This is a genomic window from Crossiella sp. NPDC003009, assembly GCF_053591555.1.
In genome coordinates this window covers 88,321-109,990 of the sequence record NZ_JBSFUA010000028.1, presented here as the reverse complement: position 1 = coordinate 109,990, position 21,670 = coordinate 88,321, and the positions used below count along the sequence as shown (strand labels likewise).

21 protein-coding genes and 1 pseudogene are annotated in these 21,670 nt (G+C 70.4%); 12 read left to right on the top strand and 10 right to left on the bottom strand.

Features of this window, described 5'->3' with window-relative positions:
• Positions 1 to 264: pseudogene (locus ACWDY5_RS26250) on the top strand (MerR family transcriptional regulator); the annotation flags it as partial.
• A 223-nt stretch (positions 265 to 487) separates the two neighbouring features.
• Here ACWDY5_RS26250 and ACWDY5_RS26245 read toward each other — a convergent pair.
• The 4 genes from ACWDY5_RS26245 to ACWDY5_RS26230 form a co-directional block, all read right to left on the bottom strand.
• Positions 488 to 1,639 (bottom strand): WXG100-like domain-containing protein, encoded by a 1,152-nt coding sequence (locus ACWDY5_RS26245; protein WP_449724827.1) that lies wholly within the window; start codon positions 1,637 to 1,639, stop codon positions 488 to 490.
• 13 nt (positions 1,640 to 1,652) lie between these two features.
• On the bottom strand, positions 1,653 to 1,961 hold the full coding sequence (locus ACWDY5_RS26240; RefSeq protein WP_449724826.1) for a hypothetical protein: 309 nt from the start codon (positions 1,959 to 1,961) through the stop codon (positions 1,653 to 1,655).
• A 92-nt stretch (positions 1,962 to 2,053) separates the two neighbouring features.
• Positions 2,054 to 3,844 (bottom strand): aa3-type cytochrome oxidase subunit I, encoded by a 1,791-nt coding sequence (gene ctaD, locus ACWDY5_RS26235; RefSeq protein WP_449724825.1) that lies wholly within the window; start codon positions 3,842 to 3,844, stop codon positions 2,054 to 2,056.
• Positions 3,845 to 3,931: 87 nt separating this feature from the next.
• The gene (locus tag ACWDY5_RS26230) at positions 3,932 to 4,699 is read right to left on the bottom strand and encodes an SDR family NAD(P)-dependent oxidoreductase (protein WP_449724824.1); all 768 of its coding nucleotides are present in this window, start codon (positions 4,697 to 4,699) and stop codon (positions 3,932 to 3,934) included.
• Here ACWDY5_RS26230 and ACWDY5_RS26225 point away from each other — a divergent pair.
• The gene (locus tag ACWDY5_RS26225; protein ID WP_449724823.1) at positions 4,692 to 5,168 is read left to right on the top strand and encodes a TetR/AcrR family transcriptional regulator; all 477 of its coding nucleotides are present in this window, start codon (positions 4,692 to 4,694) and stop codon (positions 5,166 to 5,168) included. The genes ACWDY5_RS26230 and ACWDY5_RS26225 overlap by 8 nt on opposite strands.
• Here ACWDY5_RS26225 and ACWDY5_RS26220 read toward each other — a convergent pair.
• Entirely contained in the window at positions 5,151 to 5,975 is an 825-nt protein-coding gene (locus tag ACWDY5_RS26220) for an MBL fold metallo-hydrolase (RefSeq protein WP_449724822.1), read from the bottom strand. The two genes, ACWDY5_RS26225 and ACWDY5_RS26220, sit on opposite strands and share 18 nt — an antisense overlap.
• A 99-nt stretch (positions 5,976 to 6,074) precedes the next feature.
• Positions 6,075 to 6,380: an STAS domain-containing protein gene (locus ACWDY5_RS26215; protein ID WP_449724821.1), complete on the bottom strand. Its 306-nt coding sequence runs from the start codon at positions 6,378 to 6,380 to the stop codon at positions 6,075 to 6,077.
• Between the two features lie 189 nt (positions 6,381 to 6,569).
• Here ACWDY5_RS26215 and ACWDY5_RS26210 point away from each other — a divergent pair, with 189 nt between their 5' ends.
• Entirely contained in the window at positions 6,570 to 9,077 is a 2,508-nt protein-coding gene (locus ACWDY5_RS26210) for a chondroitinase-B domain-containing protein (protein WP_449724820.1), read from the top strand.
• A 58-nt stretch (positions 9,078 to 9,135) separates the two neighbouring features.
• On the opposite strand, the gene ACWDY5_RS26205 is transcribed toward ACWDY5_RS26210, so the two are convergent.
• Entirely contained in the window at positions 9,136 to 10,278 is a 1,143-nt protein-coding gene (locus ACWDY5_RS26205; RefSeq protein ID WP_449724819.1) for an alpha/beta hydrolase family protein, read from the bottom strand.
• A 118-nt stretch (positions 10,279 to 10,396) separates the two neighbouring features.
• Here ACWDY5_RS26205 and ACWDY5_RS26200 point away from each other — a divergent pair, with 118 nt between their 5' ends.
• Genes ACWDY5_RS26200 through ACWDY5_RS26190 form a run of 3 tightly spaced genes read left to right on the top strand, consistent with a single transcriptional unit; the run spans position 10,397 to position 12,827 of the window.
• Positions 10,397 to 11,539, top strand: a complete 1,143-nt coding sequence (locus ACWDY5_RS26200; RefSeq protein ID WP_449724818.1) for a sensor histidine kinase — start codon at positions 10,397 to 10,399, stop codon at positions 11,537 to 11,539.
• Positions 11,536 to 12,240, top strand: coding sequence for a response regulator (locus tag ACWDY5_RS26195; RefSeq protein ID WP_449724817.1), 705 nt, complete (start codon positions 11,536 to 11,538; stop codon positions 12,238 to 12,240). The genes ACWDY5_RS26200 and ACWDY5_RS26195 overlap by 4 nt, the downstream gene beginning before the upstream one ends.
• Complete coding sequence (locus ACWDY5_RS26190; RefSeq protein WP_449724816.1) at positions 12,231 to 12,827, top strand: cadmium resistance transporter; 597 nt, start codon at positions 12,231 to 12,233, stop codon at positions 12,825 to 12,827. The genes ACWDY5_RS26195 and ACWDY5_RS26190 overlap by 10 nt, the downstream gene beginning before the upstream one ends.
• Positions 12,828 to 13,138: 311 nt before the next feature.
• Here the strand turns inward: ACWDY5_RS26190 and ACWDY5_RS26185 are convergent, their stop codons facing one another.
• The gene (locus ACWDY5_RS26185) at positions 13,139 to 14,695 is read right to left on the bottom strand and encodes an MFS transporter (RefSeq protein ID WP_449724815.1); all 1,557 of its coding nucleotides are present in this window, start codon (positions 14,693 to 14,695) and stop codon (positions 13,139 to 13,141) included.
• A gap of 134 nt (positions 14,696 to 14,829) precedes the next feature.
• Here ACWDY5_RS26185 and ACWDY5_RS26180 point away from each other — a divergent pair, with 134 nt between their 5' ends.
• The gene (locus ACWDY5_RS26180; protein ID WP_449724814.1) at positions 14,830 to 15,144 is read left to right on the top strand and encodes an ArsR/SmtB family transcription factor; all 315 of its coding nucleotides are present in this window, start codon (positions 14,830 to 14,832) and stop codon (positions 15,142 to 15,144) included.
• A gap of 36 nt (positions 15,145 to 15,180) precedes the next feature.
• On the opposite strand, the gene ACWDY5_RS26175 is transcribed toward ACWDY5_RS26180, so the two are convergent.
• Positions 15,181 to 15,702, bottom strand: a complete 522-nt coding sequence (locus tag ACWDY5_RS26175; protein WP_449724813.1) for a hypothetical protein — start codon at positions 15,700 to 15,702, stop codon at positions 15,181 to 15,183.
• Positions 15,695 to 16,582, bottom strand: a complete 888-nt coding sequence (locus tag ACWDY5_RS26170; protein ID WP_449724812.1) for a hypothetical protein — start codon at positions 16,580 to 16,582, stop codon at positions 15,695 to 15,697. The genes ACWDY5_RS26175 and ACWDY5_RS26170 overlap by 8 nt, the downstream gene beginning before the upstream one ends.
• A 167-nt stretch (positions 16,583 to 16,749) precedes the next feature.
• Between ACWDY5_RS26170 and ACWDY5_RS26165 the strand changes: the two genes are divergently transcribed.
• The 5 genes from ACWDY5_RS26165 to ACWDY5_RS26145 all read left to right on the top strand — a co-directional run bounded on the left by ACWDY5_RS26165 (position 16,750) and on the right by ACWDY5_RS26145 (position 21,645).
• Positions 16,750 to 17,778, top strand: a complete 1,029-nt coding sequence (locus ACWDY5_RS26165) for a glycosyl hydrolase 53 family protein (RefSeq protein ID WP_449724811.1) — start codon at positions 16,750 to 16,752, stop codon at positions 17,776 to 17,778.
• Between the two features lie 11 nt (positions 17,779 to 17,789).
• A complete protein-coding gene (locus tag ACWDY5_RS26160) occupies positions 17,790 to 18,830 on the top strand; it encodes a rhamnogalacturonan acetylesterase (protein WP_449724810.1) in 1,041 nt (346 codons plus the stop codon).
• Positions 18,831 to 18,872: 42 nt separating this feature from the next.
• On the top strand, positions 18,873 to 19,157 hold the full coding sequence (locus ACWDY5_RS26155; RefSeq protein WP_449724809.1) for a rhamnogalacturonan lyase family protein: 285 nt from the start codon (positions 18,873 to 18,875) through the stop codon (positions 19,155 to 19,157).
• Between the two features lie 52 nt (positions 19,158 to 19,209).
• Positions 19,210 to 20,094, top strand: coding sequence for an alpha/beta hydrolase family protein (locus ACWDY5_RS26150; protein ID WP_449724808.1), 885 nt, complete (start codon positions 19,210 to 19,212; stop codon positions 20,092 to 20,094).
• A gap of 78 nt (positions 20,095 to 20,172) precedes the next feature.
• Complete coding sequence (locus tag ACWDY5_RS26145; protein WP_449724807.1) at positions 20,173 to 21,645, top strand: FAD-dependent monooxygenase; 1,473 nt, start codon at positions 20,173 to 20,175, stop codon at positions 21,643 to 21,645.
• The last annotated feature ends 25 nt before the right edge of the window (positions 21,646 to 21,670 follow it).

Genomic DNA, 21,670 nt, shown 5'->3' with positions numbered 1-21,670 from the left:
GAGCCCGATGACCCGCGCGTGGAAGAACTCGCCACCCAGCGATACCACCACCACAAGGCCCTGGGGCAGGCCATCGCGGCTGCCGGGCTGGACACAGCCGAGGAGAAGCTCTTCGAGAGCCACGGCGACCTGGACGAGGAGCACCACACGCGGATGAGCGCCTTCGACGCGATCACCAAGATGCCGTATGACTTCTCTCCCGCTCGGCTGCGCTGCATCGAGCGCACGGGACAACTCCTCGGCCAGGATCTCGCAGACAGCTGACGCCGCGCAGGGCACCGACGCGGCCCTGGCCGCTGACAGCAAGCGCACACAGTCCTGGCCGCACCCTAGATAGGTCTGCGGAATCCAGCCTCAGCTGGGTCGCCATGCCGGGCGACGCTGGGTGGCTCAGGTCCCTGGACTATCCCGCAACGCCGGTTCCCAGCCGCACGGCCGAGGTGCCCAGCCCGCGCGGCCCGCTCAGCGCGGCCCAGGGTTGCGGGGGTCACCTGTCGTAGAGCGCGCGCTGGGCCTTGGGCAGGTTGTTGACGAAGAGGTCGCCGTACTTCTGCGCGCCGGCGCCCTGCCAGTACGGGCCGCCGTTGTACCGGGCGGCGATCTCCCGGTAGTTGTCCGGGGTCAGGTGCTCCCCAAAACCGGCTTCCCGCCGCAGGTCGGCCAGGTGGGAGGCGGCGATGAAGATGTTCTGCCTGGTGTCCTTGAGCGAGGAGACGATCTGGTCCTCCTGTGCGGTGGTCAGGGTCGCCAGGTCGTAGCCGAGGGTCTCCGCGGCTCGGCGGATCTGGATGGACATCGGGTCGAAGGAGGTCGCGTTCGATCCGCGATCGCTGTTCTGGTCGATGGGCGGTCGCCCGTGGTTGGGTGCGCCGCCCCGGCTCATTGCCTCGTCGTTGCGGCGGCCGCTCAGCGCGATGTCGTCGACCCAGCCGGGTTTGCCCGCCACTTCCTGCCAGGCGATGCCGGCCACCAGGTCCGGCGGCAGGCCGTACTTGCTGGCGGCGGCGAGGATGACGCTGCGGTTGTCCCGGATCCAGGCCTCCCGGTAGGAGTCCTCCGTGGTGCCGATCAGGGGGATGGTGACGTTGCCACCGGGCAGCTGGCCGGCCAGGTTCCGGATGTCCTGGAGTTCAGGGGAGATCGGTGCGGTCCCGTCCATTCGCTGGGCGGCCAGCAGCGCGGCGTTGCGGTCCAGCATGCCGTTCATGTTGTTGGCGATCATCCCGGCGAACAACAGCTGCATGCCTGCCGCGGCGCCGCCGGGGAAGGCGGACATCAAGCCGTAGTACGGCGCGTAGGTCTCGATCAGGTCGACCATGGACTGCTTGCTGGTCCTGACCACCTCGCCGAAGTGCTCGGCGTGACCGGCCATCCGGGCCATGTCGGAGCCGAGGCCCTCGATCTTCTGGGTGCCGGTCAGCTTCGCGGCGTACTTCTGGCCACCGTCATCCCGCCAGGCCGCCAGCGATCGGGCGCCCGCGGCCCGGATGTCGGTGACGGTGGTGTCCAGCGCCGTCTGCGCGCCCTGCCATCCCTTCGCCAGTTCGCCGACGGTGTCCTCGTTGGTGTCCGGCCACTCGGTGAACGGCTTGACCCGCCGCCACAGGCCGAACTCGTCCTGTGGTTCCAGGATCACCATGGCTGCTCCCCCTTCACCTGATGTCGAACCGGCGGGCGGCGCGCTGGTCCGCGCCGGTGTAGTCCTCGGCGGAGAGGTCGCCGATGTCGGCGCAGCGCTGGCAGATACCCGGCACCGCGTCGGCGGAGCGCTTGAGCGGCGCTTCCGCCGGCCGGTAGTTGCCGAGGAAGGCCTGTGCCAGCCTGCCCGAGCCGATGCCTGCCTCGCCGGCGGAGATGGCGTTGCGGTGCCGGCTCCAGGTGGCCTCGAAGGCCTGGCCGGTGGCGGTCAGCATGGCCATCGCCGTGCGATCGGAAACCGTGAAATCCGCGCCCTCACCCATGTCGGCCAGTATCGGGTCGCCGCCTGGGGTCGCGGTGCGGGCGGCAGCTTCCGGTCAGCCGCGCGTTGTGCACCGGGTCGGCGGTCCTGGCCTCAGCGCTCCTTCGGGTTGTCCGGGTCCACCGCTTCCTCGTCCGCGCGGGTGCCGTGTGCGGCCATCTCCGACGGCGCGGGCGGTCCGTCCGGCTGCTGGTGCCTGCCGCCCACGTGCGCCTCGGCCCGCAGCCGCTCGACCATGTGCGGGTAGTGCAGCTCGAACGCCGGGCGTTCAGAACGGATGCGGGGCAGCTCGGTGAAGTTGTGCCGTGGCGGCGGGCAGGAGGTCGCCCACTCCAGGGAGTTGCCGTGGCCCCAGGGGTCGTCCACGGTGACCACCTCGCCGTAGCGGTAGCTGCGCATGGTGTTCCACAGGAAGGGCAGGACCGAGGCGCCCAGCAGGAACGCGCCGATGGTGGAGATCGTGTGCATCCCGGTGAACTCGTCCGAGGGCAGGTAGTCGGCGTAGCGGCGGGGCATGCCTGCCGAGCCGAGCCAGTGCTGGATCAGGAAGGTCAGGTGGAAGCCGACGAAGGTGGTCCAGAAGTGCAGTTTGCCCAGGCGTTCGTCGAGCAGCCTGCCGGTCATCTTGGGGAACCAGAAGTAGATCCCGGCGAAGGTGGCGAAGACGATGGTGCCGAAGAGCACGTAGTGGAAGTGCGCGACCACAAAATAGGTGTCGTGCACGTGGAAGTCGATGGCCGGGGCGGCCAGCAGGATGCCGGTGAGGCCGCCCAGCAGGAAGGTCACCATGAAGCCGACGGAGAACAGCATCGGGGTCTCGAAGCTGAGCTGCCCGCGCCACATGGTGCCGATCCAGTTGAAGAACTTGATGCCGGTGGGAATGGCGATGAGGAAGGTGGTGATGGCGAAGAACGGCAGCAGCACCGCGCCGGTGGCGTACATGTGGTGCGCCCAGACCACCACCGAGAGCCCGGTGATGCCGACGGTGGCCCACACCAGCGCCTTGTAGCCGAAGAGCGGTTTGCGGGAGAAGACCGGGATGACCTCGCTGACGATGCCGAAGAACGGCAGCGCCACGATGTAGACCTCGGGGTGGCCGAAGAACCAGAACAGGTGCTGCCAGAGGATGGAGCCGCCGTTGGCGGGGTCGAAGACGTGGGAGCCGAGCAGCCGGTCGGACAGCAGCCCGAACAGGGCCGCGGTGAAGATCGGGAAGGCCATCAGCACCAGGATGCTGGTGAACAGGATGTTCCAGGTGAAGATCGGCATCCGCCACATGGTCATGCCGGGCGCGCGCAGGCACAGCACGGTGGTGATCATGTTGACCGCGCCCAGGATGGTGCCCAGGCCACTGATGATCAGGCCCACCGCCCACAGGTTGCCGCCGACGCCGGGCGAGTACGTGGCCAGCGACAGCGGGGTGTAGGCGAACCAGCCGAAGTCGGCCGCCCCGCCGGGGGTGAGGAACCCGCCGATGGTGATCAGCCCGCCGGTGAGGAACAGCCAGAAGGACAGGGCGTTCAGCCTCGGGAAGGCCACGTCCGGCGAGCCGATCTGCAGCGGCAGGATGTAGTTGGCGAAGCCGAACACGGTCGGGGTGGCGTAGAGCAGCATCATCACCGTGCCGTGCATGGTGAACAGCTGGTTGTACTGCTCGCTGGAGAGCAACTGCATGCCGGGCAGCCCCAGCTCGGCGCGCATGAGCAGCGCCATCACCCCGCCGATGAGGAAGAACCCGAACGAGGCGACCAGGTAGAGGATGCCGATCTGCTTGTGGTCGGTGGTGCGCAACAGGCTCAACAGCGCCGAACCCAGGGGCCGGCGGTGCACGGGCCGGACCGGCACGGGAGCCGGCGCGGCGGGCGGGTGTTCGGTCGCCGTCATGGCACAGCCCTTCCACAGACGGGGTTTCTGGACGAGACCTACCCACCCGCCGTCTCTTGAACCACGGAGTTCGCTCGCCGCCGCCGGCTACTGTTGCGGCAGCTGCAGCGGCCGGCCCGCGGTGAGTCCGCCGTCGACCGGCACGGACGCGCCGGTCAGGTAACCGAGTTCGTCACTGGCCATCGCCAGCACGGCCTGCGCGATCATCTCGGGTGTGGCGACCTTCTTCAGGCCGTCCACGTTCAGCTGGCCCAAGATCGTCAGCATCCGTTGCCAGGTCTCGTCGTCGTAGCCGGGGGGGGGACGGATCATCGGGGTGTCGGTGATGCCCGGCAGGATCGCGTTGACCCGGATCCCCTGCGCGCCGTACTCCAGCGCCGCCGACTTCACCAGTGCCTGCATCGCCTGCTTGGTGGCCCGGTAGGTCGACAGGTTGGGGCGGCCGACGATCACACCCGCGGACGAGTTGACGATGATGTGCCCGCTCTTCTGGTTGAGCATGTGCGGGAGCTGGAACTTCATCGCGAGGAAGACCCCCCGCGCGTTGGTGCTGAACACATCGTCCCACTGTTCGACCGTGACCTGGTGCAGCGGCGAGCTGATCTGCACACCCGCGTTGTTGAACGCGATGTCCAGCCGTCCGTACTTCCGCACGGCGGTGTCCACGAACTGCCGCACCGACTCGGGCACCCGCACGTCCGCCGCTGTGTAGGTGGCCTCTCCCCCGGCCGCGCGGATGCTGCGCTCCACCTGCCGGCCCAGGTTCGCGCGACGGCCGCAGAAGGCGACCTTTGTCAGCTCCCGACGCACCCGACCGGGCGGCCGCAGCGCCCAGGTCCGGGCCTCGGTGCTCAACGCCGGGCTCGCCGAGCTGGCGGAGGTCGGCTTCCACGGGCTGAGCCTGGAGGGCATCGCCAGGCGGGCCGGGGTCAACAAGACGACGCTGTACCGCGCCAACGTGCCCATCCCCGACACGGGTTCGCTGCGCGAGGACCTGCTGACCCTGGTGACCGCCGCGATCCGCAACCTGACCACCGCGGAGGTCCAGGCGATGGTCCGGGTCGGCATCACGCTGGGCCCGTTCGAGCCCTCCCTGGCCGAGATGGCCCGGGCGTTCTGGACCGAGCGGCTGGCCGTGGACGGTGTGATCGTCGAACGGGCCGTCCAGCGCGGCGACATCGCCCCGGTCGACCCGGGGTTCGTGATCGAGGCCGTGCTCGGCCCGCCGTACTTCCGGTTCCTGGTCACCGGCCAGCCCGTGACCGACGACTTCCTCGCCGCGACGGTGGATCTTGTCGTGGACGGACTACCGGCCGCGGTCTGACTGGCGCAACGGCAGCGCGGTGGACTCGCCGCGGCCGACGGCCACCACCCGGTGACCGCCGCCGCGGGCGGCCACGGTCTGCAGGAACTGCGGCAGCGGGGTCTTGAACACCCCGTAGTCGTCGTAGTGGATCGGCACGGTCAGCCCGGGGCGCAGCAGGTCCAGCAGGTCCGCGCCCATCGGCGCGTCCATGGTGACCAGCAGCCCGGCGATCCGGGTGCCGCCCAGATGGGCCACCAGCACGTCCAGCGGGCCGAGCCGGGCCGGCACCTCGGCGAGCCAGGGCCGCAGCAGCGTGTCCCCGGTGATGTACAGGCGCAGCAACAGGTCCGGGCCGCGGTGCAGTTCCAGCACGCTGCCCATCACCGGCGGCAGCAGCCGGGCCAGCAGGCCCGGGCCGTGCACCCCCGGCGCGGCGGTGATGACCAGCCGGAACCCATCGCGGTCGAGGACCTGCTGCTGCCACGGGGTCATCCCGACCGCCTGCCCGAAGCCCCACCGGTCCAGGCGGCGGGCCGCGTGCGTGGTGGTGAACACCGGCAGGTCCCTGGACAGCTCGCGCCGGGCGATCCGGTCGAAGTGGTCGCCGTGCAGGTGGGACAACACGATCGCGTCCAGCTCGGGTAGCTGCGCGGGCTGCATCGCCGGTTCGGTGCGGCGCCGGGTGAACAGGCCGTAGCCGAGGTAGGCGAACTGGCCGCGGTGCAGGAAGTTCGGGTCGGTGAGCAGGGTGAAGGGGCCGAGCCGCAGCACCGTGGTCGCGGTGCCCACGAAGGTCAACTCGGCGCGGGGCGGGGTGGTGGGCACGGTCCGGGTTCCTCTCGCTACGGCCGGTGTCGCACCCGGATACCCACGATCGAGTCGGCGACACGGGCCGGTGGGGAGCACATCGGTGCCGGACCGGGCTCACTGGTCGACCGAGTCCTGGAACACCCACGTCATCCCGGTGAGCGCCAGTGCCCGCTTCAGCGCCGGGCTCGGCGTGCTGAGCCGCACCCGGGACTCGGCCTCCGCGGCCTTGGCCCTGGCGCGCAGCAGGGCGCTGATGCCGCTGGAGTCGCAGAAGGTCACCCCGGCCAGGTTGAGCACCAGGTGCCGGCAGCCGCCGTCGATCAGCCGCCTGACCCGCTCCAGCAGGCGGGCCGAGCCGTCGGGGTCGAGCACGCCGGAGAGGGTGAGCACGGTCGGTCCCTCGGTGGCGGATCCAGTCATGGTGATCGACAACATCGGCCTCGCCTCCGCGACCGTGGTACGGGACTGGAGGATTGCCCGGCCGGCCGGGAACTACCGTCCGCGCGGTACTGAACCGTGCCAGCCGGTCCGGGACCGGTCCCCGCCCGGACACGTGACCCTTACCGCGATGAACCGATCAGCGGTGGCGCGTGACGGGAGCGAGGTTCGATGAGACGGGTTGTGCTGGGGTTACCGGCCGCGGCGCTGGTGGCGGGGCTGGCCAGTCCGGTGGCGGCGGCCGAGGGGGCTCCGTTGCCGGTCGCGGGGGTGGTGGCCATCGCCGATGACGGCAACGTCGCGGCCAACACCCTGGACAAGGACCTGAACACCCGGTGGTCGGCCGAGGGGGACGGGGTGTGGATCCGCTACGACCTGGGCTCGGCGCGGACCGTGGGCTCGGTGTCGCTGGCCTGGCACAAGGGCGACACCAGGAAGGACACCTTCGAGGTCCAGCTCTCCGACGACGGGTCGGCCTGGACCACGGTGCTCCCCCGCCGCACCACCAGTGGCAGCACGCTCCAGCTGCAGAACCACGACTTCCCCGACAAGTCTGCGCGGTACGTCCGCGTGGTCGGCCACGGCAACACCGTCAACGACTGGACCAGCATCACCGAGGCCACCGTCAACGGGCCCGACGGCGGCAGCGGGGGCGAATGCGACCACCCGGCCGACGTGCTGGCGCTGCGGAACTGGAACCTCGGGCTGCCGATCGGCGAACCCGGGAAGCCGCTCACCATCGAGCAGCCCGCGCTGGCCACGTACTCGATCGACCCGTGGTTCCGCGCCACCCCGGACTGCCAGGCGGTGCAGTTCCGGGCCGCGGTCAACGGGGTCACCACCAGCGGCTCGAACTACCCGCGCGCGGAGCTGCGCGAGCTGACCGCCTCGGGCGCCAAGGCCAGCTGGTCCTCGACCTCGGGCACGCACACGATGGTGATCGACCAGGCCATCACCGCGCTGCCCAAGGACACTCCCGGCATCATCGCCGGGCAGGTCCACGACGCCGGCGACGACGTCTCGGCCTTCCGGCTGGAGGGCAGCAAGCTCTACCTCACCGACGGCGGCGCCAACCACACGCTCATCACCGGCGACTACCAGCTGGGCACCAGGTTCCAGGCCAAGTTCGTGGTCAGCGGCGGCCAGATCAAGGCCTACTACAACGGTGAGCTGAAGGCCACGCTGGCCAAGGCGTTCACCGGCGGCTACTTCAAGGCCGGCGCGTACACCCAAGCCAACTGCGAGAACTCCGCGCCCTGCGCGGACGGCAACTTCGGCGAGGTGAAGATCTACGGCCTGACCGTCTCCCACGACGGGACCGGCGATCCCGAACCCGGCCGGACCGTGCCGGTGGCCAACTCGGCCCAGTTGCAGAGCGCTTTCGGCGCGGCGCGGGCCGGGGACCGGATCGTGCTCGCGGACGGCCAGTACAGCATCGGCAAGCTGTCCGGCAAGAACGGCACCGCGACCCAGCCGATCACCGTGGTGGCGGCCAACCGCGGCAAGGCGGTGATCAACGCCGGTCAGCTGGAGGTGGCGAACTCCTCGTACGTGACGGTGGAAGGCCTGCGCTGGACCAACAGTGCCACGTTGAAGCTCACCAGCTCCAACAACGTGCGGCTGACCCGCAACCACTTCCGGCTGACCGAGAGCTCCTCGCTGAAGTGGGTGCTCATCCAGGGGGCGGACAGCCACCACAACCGGATCGACCACAACCTGTTCGAGGAGAAGCACCAGCAGGGCAACTTCATCACCATCGACGGTTCGGAAACCCAGCAGTCGCAACACGATCGGATCGACCACAACCACTTCCGCAACATCGGCCCCCGCGCCGACAACGAGATGGAGGCGATCCGGGTCGGCTGGAGCAAGATCTCCCAGTCGAGCGGCTTCACCGTGGTCGAGTCGAACCTGTTCGAGAACTGCGACGGCGACCCGGAGATCATCTCGGTCAAGAGCAACGACAACATCGTGCGCCACAACACCTTCCGCACCTCGCAGGGCACACTGTCGCACCGGCACGGCAACCGCGGCGCCTTCTACGGCAACTTCTTCTTCGGCGACGGGAAGGCGGGCACCGGCGGTATCCGGATCTACGGTCAGGACCACAAGATCTACAACAACTACTTCGAGGGCCTGACCGGCACCGGCTACGACGCCGCGCTGCAACTCGACGGCGGTGACGTGGACACCTCGGGCGCGCTGAACGCGCACTGGCGGGTCTACCGGGCCACGGTGGCGCACAACACCTTCGTCGGCAACGCCGCCAACATCGAGGTCGGCGCCAACTACAAGCTCGCCCCGGTGGACTCGGTGATCACCGGCAACGTGGTGACCGGCGGCAAGGGCAAGCTGATCAACGAGGTCAAGGCGCCGGTGAACCTGACCTACACCGGCAACATCGCCTGGCCGACCGGCTCGGCGACCGTCGGCGTCAGCAAGCCCGCCGGCGCGGTCCGCTCGGTCGATCCGCTGCTGGTCCGGGAGGGACCGGTGTTCCGGATCGGCGACGGGAGCCCGGCGATCGACTCCGGCGCCGGTGGTCACCCGTTCCTGACCGAGGACATGGACGGCCAGGCCCGCACCGGGGTCGCGGACGTGGGAGCGGACGAGCGGTCGACGGCCGCCGTCTCCCGGACCCCACTGAACGCGGCCCAGGTCGGCCCCGAGGCCCCGTAACTCGGGGCACCGCGGCCGGTGGCGCTCGGACGAGCCGCCACCGGCCGCGGCAGGTTTCCTACTGGCAGGGCTGGGTTTCCGGGGTGCAGGATCTGACCTCGGGGAAGTGCGCGGACGGCCGTTCCAGCAGCGGTTGCGGGGTGCCGCGCAGGTGCAGGTCGAAGAAGGCTTCGACGTAGGCGCGGGTGATCACCACGGAACGGGTTCCCGGGAGCTTGCTGCCGAGGTCGACGCCGACCTGGTTGGTCAGCATGTCGTAGTCGGTGAACGAGGTGTGCACCGAACCCCGCACCGCGAACCAGCGCTTCCACCCGGTCAGGCGTGGGTAGTCCCGGACCCACGAGGGTTCGGCCGCGGGTGCGCCGAAGAACATGAACGGCCGCGACAGCCCAGTTGCCGGAAGTGGCTTGAAGTTCGTGCCGTCCAGGTTGATGCCGGCCCGCACCCGGGGGTCGGTCAGCATGGTCTCGCCGACGCTCGCGCCGCCGAGGGACATGCCCGCCATCGCGATCCGGGACTGGTCGACCATCGGTGAGCGGGTCAGCTCGTCGAGCACGAAGGAGACGTCGCGGGCCCGGCTCTCCACCGCGCGCCTGGGAAAGTCCTCGATCCCCAGTTCGCAGGTGGCGCAGGTGGTGACCCGCCCGTCGGGGAAGGTGGTGGCGTGGGTCTCGTAGGTGTGGTCGATCGCGGCCACCAGGTAGCCACTGCTCGCCAGTTCCTCGGCCAGGGAGGTGAGCGAGGTGCGCAACCAGCCCATGCCGGGCGAGAGCACGACGAGCGGTCGCTTGCCGCCCAACGGTTTCACGTCGGTGTAGGCGTTGACCCGGGTCCTGCTCAACACATCGGGGGGCACGCTGGTGATGTCCGCGCTTTTCAGCAGCAGCTCCGACTCCTTCGGCGTGATGTACCGCGCCCGCTGCTCGCCACGCGACTTCGCCGGGTACCACAGGGAAACCATGAGCTCTCTTGCCCCGGCCGCGGGGACCCACGGGTCCTGACGCGACTTGTCGGTCAGGTGCAAGGAAGTGGTGCCGACCGGATGGGAACCGGTTGGTGCGGGCAGATAGGGCGTGCTGGTCGACGTGGCCGCCGGGTCGAGCGGTTCGGCCGCGGCGGAGTGCACGGAGGAGGCGGCGGCCGCGACGGCGAGCAGGCCGGCGAGGGCGACCAGGCCGCGCGGGCGTTTGTCATAGGGCATGGCCACATCCTGGGAGCCGCCTCAGTGCCGAACATCAGGTGAAAGCGGGGTTCCCGCCTGGCGCAACCGTACTTTTGACCGATTCGGCGCGCGGATAAGCGTTCCTAGCCTGCACCGCATGCACGGGAATGACACGACCAGCGTGAAGCGGCTGGCCGGCATCATGGCCGACGCCGGGCTCGGCGTCGCACTCGCGGCGGCGCTGGCCATCACGGCGTTCGCGATCGCGGACAGCTGGGGTGGCGGCTACTGGGTGTTCGGCTGCGCCGCCGGGCTGGTGCTGGGCGTGCTCGCCCTGCTGCGCCGGCACCACCTGGCCGGGGCCGCGGTCGCCGGCCTGACCGTCGCGGCGACCGCGATCCTGGTCTCCCGGCTCGCCCACCTGCCAGCCGAACCCGGGCCTGCCGCCACGCTCGGCCTGTCCGTGCTCATCGGTTCCGCGATCAGAACCCTCTCGATCCCCCGGGCGAGCGCCATCGCGGGCGGCGGGCTCGCGCTGGTCGCCGGTTCCGCCCTCGCCCCATCGGAATCGGCGGTGACGACCCTGGGCGTCGCCGGCTGGCTCGCCGCGCTCGCGACCGGGCTGGGTCTGCGGCTGCTCGACACCCACCGGCAGGCCGCCGCCGAGCAGGTGCGCCGGGATGAACGCCTGGAACTGGCCAGGGAACTGCACGACATCGTCGCGCACCACATCACCGGCGTGGTGCTGCACGCCCAAGCCGCCAGGATCGTCCGGCGCAAGCACCCGGAGCGACTGGACGACTCCCTGGCCGGCATCGAAGCCGCGGGCTCCGACGCGCTGGCCGCGATGCGCCGGGTCGTCGGCCTGCTGCGCGACACCAACGACGCGGCCCCCGCGACCCCCGGCCCCGAACAGCTCAGCGAACTCGTCGCTCGCTTCACCGGCTACGGCCCCACCGTGCACCTCCGGCTACCCGAGGACGAACCCGCATGGCCGCCGGAAGTCACCAGCACGGTGTACCGGGTCGTCCAGGAGTCCCTGACCAACATCACCAAGCACGCCCCGCACGCCCGCGCGGTCACCGTCGACGTCACCCAGGACCGGCCGGAGATCACCGTCGAGGTCGTCGACGACGCCCCGCCAGCCCCGGCCCGCTACCCCCGCCGCGGCGGGTACGGCCTGGTCGGGATGCGCGAACGCGTCGAGGCTCTCGGTGGCACACTGTCCGCCGGCCCCTGCCCGGACGCCGGCTGGTCGGTGCGCGCCGTCCTGCCCCTCCCGGTCCAGGAGCGCCGATGACCACCCCCTCGACCATCAGCGTCCTGCTGGCCGACGACCAGGCCATGATCCGCAGCGGCCTGCGGCTGCTCCTGGAGGACGAGCCCGACATCACCGTGGTCGCGGAAGCCGCCGACGGCGTCGAGGCGGTCAGCACGGCCCGGCGGCTACGTCCCGACGTGTGCCTGGTGGACATCCGCATGCCCCGCCTCGACGGCATCGAGGTCACCCGCGCCCTGGCCGGCCCCGGCGTCCCCGACCCGCTGCGGGTGGTCGTGGTCACCACCTTCGACACCGACGAGTACATCTACGGCGCGCTCCGCGGCGGCGCGGTCGGCTTCATCCTGAAAGACGCAGGCGCCAACCTGCTCGCCGAGGCAGTCCGCGCCGCGAACGTCGGCGACGCGCTGGTCTCCCCGTCGGTCACCCTGCGACTGCTCCGCCACCTCGCGGACGTGCACACCACCTCGACGGCCAGCGGGTCGGGCCGCCCGCTGTCCGATCGGGAGACGGAGGTCGTCCGGGCCATCGCCAAAGGCCGCACCAACCAGGAGATCGCCGCCGAACTGTTCATCTCGCTGAGCACGGTCAAGACCCACGTCTCCGGCATCCAGACCAAGCTCGGGGTGCGCAACCGGGTCCAGATCGCCGCCTGGGCTTGGGAGAACCGCGTCGTGACGGGCGCGGGTGGTGGGCACGACGGGGGGAGGACATGGAGCTGAGCTTGCTGGGGCAGGCCGCGGGCATGTTCGCGGTGACCAACATCGACGACATGGTCGTACTGGCGGTGTTCTTCGGTCAGGCCAACGGTGACCGGGCCGCGGCCGTGCGCGTCGTGCTGGGCCAGTACCTCGGCTTCGGCGCGATCCTGGTGGCCTCCGTGCTCGGCGCGCTCGGCGCCGGTCTGCTGCCCGCACCGGTGATCCCCTACCTCGGACTGCTGCCGTTGCTGCTGGGCCTGCGAGCGGCCTGGCAGCTCTGGCGCGAGCATCCCGGCGAGGCCGAGACCGAGCGCAGGACCAAGGCCGGCGTCCTGGCGGTCGCCGCGGTGACCTTCGCCAACGGCGGCGACAACATCGGCGTCTACGTGCCGGTGTTCACCGTCGCCGGCGCCGGCGGCATGCTCGGCTACGTCGTTGTGTTCCTGCTCGGCGTCGCCCTGTGGTGCGCGCTGGGCTGGTACCTGGCCGGCCGCCCGGTGGTGGCCACGGTGCTGGCGCGGTGGGGGCACCTGGTCCTGCCGGTCGTGCTGATCGGAATCGGCCTGGTCATCCTGATCGAAGGCGGTGTGTTCGGCCGCACGCCATGATGGGGCGGTGACCGATCCCACCAGTCGAAGCAGGTCGTGGCGCCGTTGTCGGGCAAGGCGGCGGTGGGCTGTTCGCGCTCTACCTGGCGTGGCGGCGGCAGCGGTCCACCGAGATCGGGCTGCTGCAGAAGGCACGAGACCAGGCCGACGTCGCCCGCGCCTACGCCCTCCAGGAGCGCATCGCCGCGGAGAACCGGGCGCACCAGGAACGGGTCGCCGCCGACGCCGCGGCTCGCCGCATCACCGAGCTGTTCACCAACGCCGTCGAGCACACCAGTTCCCGGGTGGCGTGCCGCCAGAGCTGTCCCGGTTCACCGCGCCGCCGTGACCTTCTTCGCCGGTGTGTGCAGGAGGATGACGACCACCAGCGACAGCACCAGGCAGACGCCGGTGAGCACCATCAGGATCGTGTGGAACGCCCCGTCGTAGCTGCTGACCAGGAAGCCCGTCAGCTCGGCGCCGCCGCCCTGCGCGGCAGCGGTCAGGTTGCCCGTCGCCAGATCACCCGCGACCCGCGCGGGATCGGCGGAGGTGTGCGCGGCCAGCCCGTCGGCCAGCGCACCCCGCAGCAGCCCGGCGAGCAGGGCACCGTACACCGCCACGGCGATCGCCTCACTGCCCAGGCGCACCGTGTTCAGCAGACCCGCCGCCATGCCCGCCTTCTCGGCCGGGATGGCATCCAGCGCCTGCCCGTCGACGAGACCGGCCGACAGGCCCATGCCGGCGCCGATCAGCAGCAGCGGCACCGCGACCACGGCGACGGAGAACGACGGGCCGAAGACCAGCGCGGTCGCGTCGCCGACCACGAGGCAGGCCAGGCTCACGTAGATCACCGTCAGCGGCGAGACGCCCTTGGCCACCAGCTTGCCCGCCGCCAGCGGGCACACCAGCACGCCCAGCGTCAGCAGCACCATCAGCACGCCGGCGGTCGCGGTCGACCTGCCGCCCACGGTGGTGAGATAGCTCGGCAGGTAGGTCAGCATCGTGACGAACCCGAACGAGGCCACCACGGTCACCAGGCACATGCCGACGAACCTGCGGTCCCGCAGCACGGAGAGGTCCAGCATCGGCTGCGCGACCCGCTGCTGCACCGCCACAAAAACACCGAGCAGCACGACGAACCCGAAGAAGAACCCGAGCACCGCCGGGCTGGCGAAGCCCCACTCGCCGCCCTGCACGATGCCGATCATCAACGACAGCATCGCCAGGATGAACAGCGCCGTGCCCGCCGTGTCGACGCGCGCCGCACGCCGTTCGTCGCCGACCGCGCGGAACACCGCGGGCGAGCCGATGAGCGCGAGCGTCAGCGCGAGGACGTGCACGCCGAAGATCCACCGCCAGCCCAGCGTGTCGACGATCGCGCCGGACAGCGAAGGGCCGAGGGCCACACCGACACCCGCGACCGTGCCGAAGAGCCCGAACGCGCGGACCCGCGCCGCCCCGGTGAAGGTGGTGGAGATGATCGCGCCACCAGCGGCGAAGATCGCCGCGCCGCCGATGCCGGCGAGCGCGCGGGCCACGTCGATCACATAGATGTTCGTGCCGAACGCGCTGATCACCGACGCGATCAGGTACAGGCCGGCGCCGGTGGCGAAGGCCTTGCCGCGGCCGATGATGTCGGCGATCGAGCCCCAGGCCAGCGTGCAGCAGGCGAAGGCCAGGTTGAAGGCGTTCACGACCCACTGCAGGCCCGCGGCGCCGGAGTCGAGCTCCGCGCCCATCGCGGGCAGCGCGACGGCCGTGCCGGAGATCGAGCTCGGCACCACGAACACGGCCAGCAACACCACCGCCAGGGTCAGCCCCGCTCCCTTGGCAGCGGGTGGGGCGGCCGCGCGGTCGGCGATGGCCAGGTCGTCGGTAGCACTCATCGAACGATCTCCACTGAGGTTCTAATCGCGTCGTAGGTACGATTGGATACGTACCTAAAGCGTGACACGGCCCGCCGCCCACGGACAAGCCAAAGGTACGATGAAATTGAAACCCGACCGTGCGAGGAGGCACGATGCCGGACGCCGAGGGGCATCCCGATGTCGCGGAGATGGAACTGCGGTCCGTGCTGAGCGCGCTCGCCGACGACCACCGCAGGCTGGTGATCGTCACGCTGCTCGGCGAGCCGGCGGACACCGAACGCACGTGCCTATCATTCGGGCTGCCGGTCAGCAAGTCCACGCTGACCCACCACTTCCGCGTGCTGCGCGAGTCGGGTCTGGTCAGGCAGGTCGACCGCGGCAACAGCCGCAAGGTGCGGTTGCGCCGCAACGACATCGAGGAACGCTTCCCCGGCCTGCTCGCCTTGCTGGCCAAGGAGAAGGCGTAGCCGCACAGGCCCCTTCCCCCCACGGGCAAGGTCGCGTCATCGCGCGGTCGCGTTCTCCACGTGTCGCGCGAGTTGCCTGGCGTCCTTGGTGAGGCCGGTAATGCTGACCTTTCCGCCGCCGGAGAGGTGGATGGCGCAGTTGAGGTCGCCGCCGACCCATCGCGCGAGGGCGGTGTTCTTGCCGTGGTTGACCACTACCCGGTCGACATCCGCCCACGTGATGATCCGGGAGCGGTCGGCTCGTGAATACCGCAAACCGTTGTCGTGCAGCTCGAAGACCTCGCCGCGGCGGCTGAGGAACCAGATCCCGGCCCAGACACCGACCAGCAGCATGCCAAGGCCGAGGCCAACCGCGACGCTCGGCAACAGCAGCGGGTCGCCGGCGGTACGGACCTTCCCACTGCGGTCTTCGACAACCACCCAGAACACCACGGCGAGCACCGTCACCGGCACGCCGGCCAGCAGCAGAATCGCCGCGACCCAGCCACGGCGCCGATTGTTGGTGGGATACGTGCCCCTCGCGGCGCCCAGTTCGCTGTTCCCGGGCTTCTCATCCACTCGCACCACCGTCGCCTTCGTATTCAGGGCTCCCCACAGTGAGCGCCCACCCCCAATAGTCATCCCGGCCGGGAACGCTGCCCGCGGTGGACCTCAGCAGTTCCCGGTCGACCTCACCCCGTAGCGCCGGGAGCAGGTCGCCAGTGGTGGCGGCGATGAGGGCCAGTTCCTGGGTCCCGTTCCGGTTGCGGAACCCGCCGCGCAGGATCCATTCGCGGATCCTCGGGTCTGTGGTGTCCCGCAGCAGCTCCACGCAGATGACCCGGCCCGTGGCCGGTAGCGACTGAGCCAGCGTCCACACCTCCGGCTCCGGGTCGGCAAGCAGGTTCGCCATGGCCGTCACGCAGTGCAGCGTGAACTCCGAGTGCGCGCCCAGCGCCCGCAGCACGGCACCCAGCTTGACCGGCTCCCGGTCGGGTGCGGTGGTGGCGAGCCAGTGGCCGATCGCGTGCAGCGCCTGCCGATCCGGCCGTTCCCCGGCGAGTAGTTCGGTGAGCGCGTCGACGTAGCCGATCACGGGGTCGCCCGCGACATCGGCGTAGAGCGCGCGGAGGTTCGCCGCCGACGGATGCCGGCAAGCCAGCGACAGCGATCCGGCGACCTGACGAGCCCGGTCGGCGTCGCTCGCTTCGCCGTGCAGGCTGGACCAACTGTCCCACGCACCGGGCGCCCAGCCGCGCCCATGCCGCGCTTTGTCCTCGTCGGGCAGCGGGAGCTCCTCCGGTGTCCGCCCAGTGTCGTCGACGTGCCGGCGGAGGTGGTCGAGGATCGCGACTCCGGGCGCCACGACGGGCAGCTCGAACATGAAAACGGTCTCCCACAACGGTTCCAGGGATTGTCGAATGCGCAGTCGAATTTCGACGACACTGTGCACGTTCACAGATATTAGGCGAACTGCTCTTGAAACGAGCGCAAACATGCTGTTCCATCAGAGCGAATCGCAGCCAAGAAGGACTGTGCACGTTCACAGCCTGCCATCAAGCACGCCTCCGGGCAGACCTGGACCAAGCAATCGCGAGGAATCCCCACCAGGGAAGGAATTCGGCCATGACCGACACCACCAGTGGCGTCTCCCGCCGCAGCCTGCTGATCGGTGCGGCCGTCGGCGCCGGGGCGCTCGCGCTCGGCACCGGCCTGGCGCCCTCGGCCTCGGCTGCGACCTTCGTCAAGGGCGCGGACATCAGCTGGATGCCGCAGATGGAGGCCAACGGCTACTACTGGCTCAACAAGTCCGGGCAGCGGCAGGACCTGTTCACCATCCTCAAGAGCTACGGCATCACCGCGATCAGCTTGCGCACCTGGGTGAACCCCTCCAGCAGCCCCGCCAACGGGCATTGCAGCATCCAGGAAACCGTGAAGATGGCGCAGCGTTGCCGAGATGCGGGCATGCAGGTGCTGCTCGGCTTCCACTTCGGCGACACCTGGAACTCCGTCGGCGTGCAGCGCCCACCCAAGGCCTGGGCGAACATGAGCTACCCGCAAATGCGCGACGCCCTGCGCAGGTACGTCGAGGACTCGTTGAAGCTGCTCAAGGCCGGCGGTGTGACGCCGGGCTGGGTGAAGATCGGCAACGAGCAGAACAGCGGCATCTGCTCCCCCGTCGGCAGCGTCAGTAAACCGGCCCAGATGACCGGCCTGCTCAACGGCGCCTACGAAGTGTCCAAACAGGCCTTCCCGGCCACACCGGTGATGGTGCACCTGGCCCAGCCGCAGAAGATGGACAGCATCCAGCGGTTCTTCAACGCCTATCGCGGCAACGGCGGCAGGTGGGACATCACCGCGCTGTCCTCCTACGCCCAGGCCGGCAACGTCTCCCCCATCCTGGGCAGCATGCGGACGATCCAGTCCACCTACGGCAAACCGGTCATGCACGTGGAGTACGGCGGGCCGGTCGGCAGGGCGAACCAGGTCCGCGACTCGCTGCGGCAGTTCATCAGCGGCAGCAAGGGTTTCGGCGGGCTGGGCACTTTCTTCTGGGAGCCGGCGGGCTACTCGCCGTTCACCGGCTACGACATGACCGCCTGGACCAGCAACCGCCGCCCCACCGCCGCCATGGACGGCTTCCTCAACGTCTGACAGGAGAACCCGTGTCCCGCACCCGTTTCGCGCTCCTCACCGCCGCGGTGAACCTGGCCGTGCTGGCCCCCGCTCCCGCCACGGCCGCGCCGATGGCGTTGCCACCACAGTGCTCGGGCACCGCGCCGATCACATGCAGTTTCAGCCTCGCACCAGGCAACTACGACGTCACCGTGGAACTCGGCAGCACCACCAAGGCCGCCAACACCTCCATATCGGTGGAAGCACGCAGGCAGGTCCTCAACGCCGTCTCCACCACCGCGGGCCAGATCGTCCGCACCACCGCGACGGTCAACCTCCGCAACCCCGAGGGCCAGCCCACCGGACAGGGCGGCAACGGCACCCCCGGCCTGCAGATCACCTTCAGCGGCAGCGCTCCCGCGATCGGCACGCTCACCGTCACACCGGCCAGGGCCCCGCTGGAGGTCTACCTCGCCGGCGACTCGACCACCTGCGACCAGCCCACCGCGCCCTACACCGGCTGGGGCCAGCACCTGCCGGCACGGGTCCGCGAAGGCGCCGTGATCGCCAACTACGGCGACTCCGGGGAAAGCTCCGGCAGCTTCCTGTCCAACCGCGCGCTGTTCCCGGCGATGAAGCCGCTGATCAAGAGCAAGGACCTGGTGCTCATCCAGTTCGGGCACAACGACAAGCAGACCACCGCGACCGCCTTCCGCGACAACCTCACCCGCCTGGTCAACGGTGTGCGCGAGCGCGGCGGGATGCCGGTGCTGCTGACGCCTCCGGTGCGCAGGCAGTTCAACGGCAGCAAGCTCACCGGGACCGCGGTGCACATCAACGGCCAGGGCGTGGACCTGCCCGCGGTGATGCGGGCACTCGGCCGCAGCGCAAACGTTCCCGTGATCGACCTGACCGCAAAGAGCAAGGCACTGGTGGAGTCGATGGGCCCGTCGGCCTCCCAGGCGCTGTTCCTCACCAGGGAAACCGGCGACAACACCCACTTCTCCGCGCACGGCGGCGCGGAGATGGCCAACCTCGTCGTGCAGGGCGTTCGCGAGCTGAACCTGCCCCTGGCCGGCTACCTGCGCTGAACCAGGAACTCGACTTCTCGCCTCACCTGCTGGAGGTCAACCATGCTCTCAGACCGGCGGTTCGCCGCACCGCTCGCCGCCGGCGTCGTCGCCTTGACCGTGGCCGGCAACGAAGCGGAGACCGCGGTGGCGGGCAAGCAGCTGGAAGACCTCAACCGAGGCCTGCGGGCACCGACCGACCGCCGGATCCACACCCTGCTGCCCGACGCCCAGTACCGCGTGGCCCTCGCCTGGCAGAACACCGCCTACAACCAACCGCCCCACCCCAGCTTCTTCCTCAGCAACGGCATGAGCACACCGCCGCGGCCGAAGATCCACCTCCGCTGACCCCGTCGCCGCCCGCTCCACACCTCGCCCCCTGCAAGGAGTCACCGTGTCAATGCAACGACGTACTTTCCTGAGGCTCAGCACGGCCGCGGCCGCGACCGTGGGCAGTGCCGCCCTGCTCGGCACCGGCCTGGCCGGCGCCGCCCCCTTCTCGCCGCTGGGAACCGCGCCCCCCACGCCGTTCGCCGTGGGTGTGCGCCAGTACAGCTGGACCCGCGGCAGCCGCCGGATCAACACCTACGTCTACTACCCCGCCGCCGGCGCCGCGGGCGGCAACCCGGTGACCAACGCCCCGGTCGCCAGCGGTGTCTTCCCCGTCTACAACTTCACCCACGGCTTCGGCAGCAGCCCGCAGAACTCCCTGTTCATCATCCGGGCCCTGGCCTCGGCCGGCTTCGTGGTCCCCGCCCCGCACTTCAACCACAACTTCACCGACGTCAACAACGGCAACACCGCCAAGGACGTCTCGCAGGTCCTCACCAACACCCTCGCCCTCAACGCCAGCGGTCCGCTGGCCGGGCACATCAACACCGCCATCGGCGTCGGCGTCTCCGGCCATTCCCTGGGCGGCATGGTCACCCACGGCCTGCTGACCCGCTGGCCCGACAGCCGGATCATCTCCGCCACCCCGCAGTCCTGCACCGACATGGGCAACCCGTCCAGTTCGGTCAACGCCAAGGTCCTGTTCGTCCACGGCGACCGGGACTCGACCACCTCGTACAACTCGGCCCGGCAGGCCTACAACGAGATGACCTGGCCCAAGGCCTTCCTCACCTTCCTCGGCGGCAGCCACACCAGCTTCTGGAGCGACCAGCGCTTCCCCAGGACCGCCGTCGACTGGGCCCGCTGGACCATGTACGGCGACACCGCCGCACGGGACCGCCTCCCCGCCGACGCGGCCGGCCCCCGGACCAAGTGGGAAGCCCGGCTGGGCTGACACCGGGGGCACTCACTCAGCCTGGTTGACACGGGCAGAACGTTAGTGGCTAACATGTTAGCCACTAACGTTGGAGTGATGATGACCGAGAACCCGGTGATCGTGGTGGGCGCCGGCCCCACCGGACTGACCCTGGCCTGCGGGTTGCGGGCCGCCGGCGTGCCGGTGCGGGTGCTGGACGCCGCCGGCGGCCCGGCCGCGACCTCGCGCGCGCTGGGACTGCAACCGCGCGGGGTGGAGGTGCTCGACCGGCTCGGCGCGCTCGCCGACCTCCCCGCGCGGGCGCTCCCGGTGCTCAACGTCGACATCTCGGTCTCCGGCCGGATGCTGGCCCAGCTCCGGGTCGGGCAGCAGACCCGGCTGGGCGGGCAGCCCGGTCTGTTGATGTCCCAGGCCACGATCGAGGAGGCGTTGCGCGAGCGGCTCGGTCAGCTCGGCGGGGTCGTCGAGTGGGGGCAGGAGGTGACCGGCCTCGGCCAGGACTCCGGCGGCGTCACGGTGCGCGTGGGCGCCGAGGTGGTCCGGGCGGGCTGGGTGGTGGGCTGCGACGGCGCGCACAGCCGGGTGCGCAAGGCGGCGGGGATCGACTTCCCCGGGGTGCCGCTGGTCGAACGGTTCCTCATCGCCGACGTCCGGGCCCCGCTGGCGCGACCCAGGGACGCCGCCGCGGTGTGGTTCCGCGGACCGGACATGCTGGCCGCGTTCCCGTTGCCCGGCGCGGACCTGTGGCGGTTGATGACCCCGGCCCCTGCCGACGGCGCGATCTCGCCGGAGGAGCTGCTCCGGCGGCGGCTCGCGCAGGAGACCGGGGTGGCGGTGCGGGCGGTGGACTGGTTGTCCACCTTCCGGATCCAGCGACGGCTGGCCACCACCTACCGGCGCGGCCGGGTGCTGCTGGCCGGAGACGCCGCGCACATCCACAGCCCGCTCGGCGGGCAGGGCATGAACACCGGCATGGGCGATGCGGAGAACCTGGCCTGGAAACTGGCCGCGGTGGTGCTGGGCCGGGCCGCGGACTCGCTGCTGGAGACCTACGAGGCCGAGCGCCGCCCACTGGCCGCCGAGGTACTGCGCAACACCACCGGCGCGACCAACGTCCTGTTCAGCTCCGGCCGCCTGGCCCGGCTGCTGCGGGAACTGCTGGTCGTGCCGGCCATGCGGTTGTCCCTGGTACAGCGGCGCATCGCCGAGGGCGCCTCGCAGCTGACCATCTCCTACCGCGGCGGACCACTGGCCCCCGCCGGAGGCCACCGCGGCCGACCACGCCCCGGCGACCGGGTGCCGGACCTGGGTTGCCGCCGCGCGGACGGCTCCCCGACCCGGTTGCACGCTGAGCTCGGCGGCCGGTGGGCGCTGCTGGCTCCCACCGCCGCACCCGTCGCGGCGGCGCGGGGCCGGCTCGGGGACCTGCTGACCGAACTGACCTGGGACCGGAACGAGCTGGCGCTGGTGCGCCCGGACGGCCATCTGGCCTGGCGCGGCACGGACCCCGGCGGGCTGACCCGCTGGCTGGCCCAGGCGCTGGGTGATCGCGCGGAGACGATCGCCTGATCCCGCTCACCGACGCCCCGCCCGG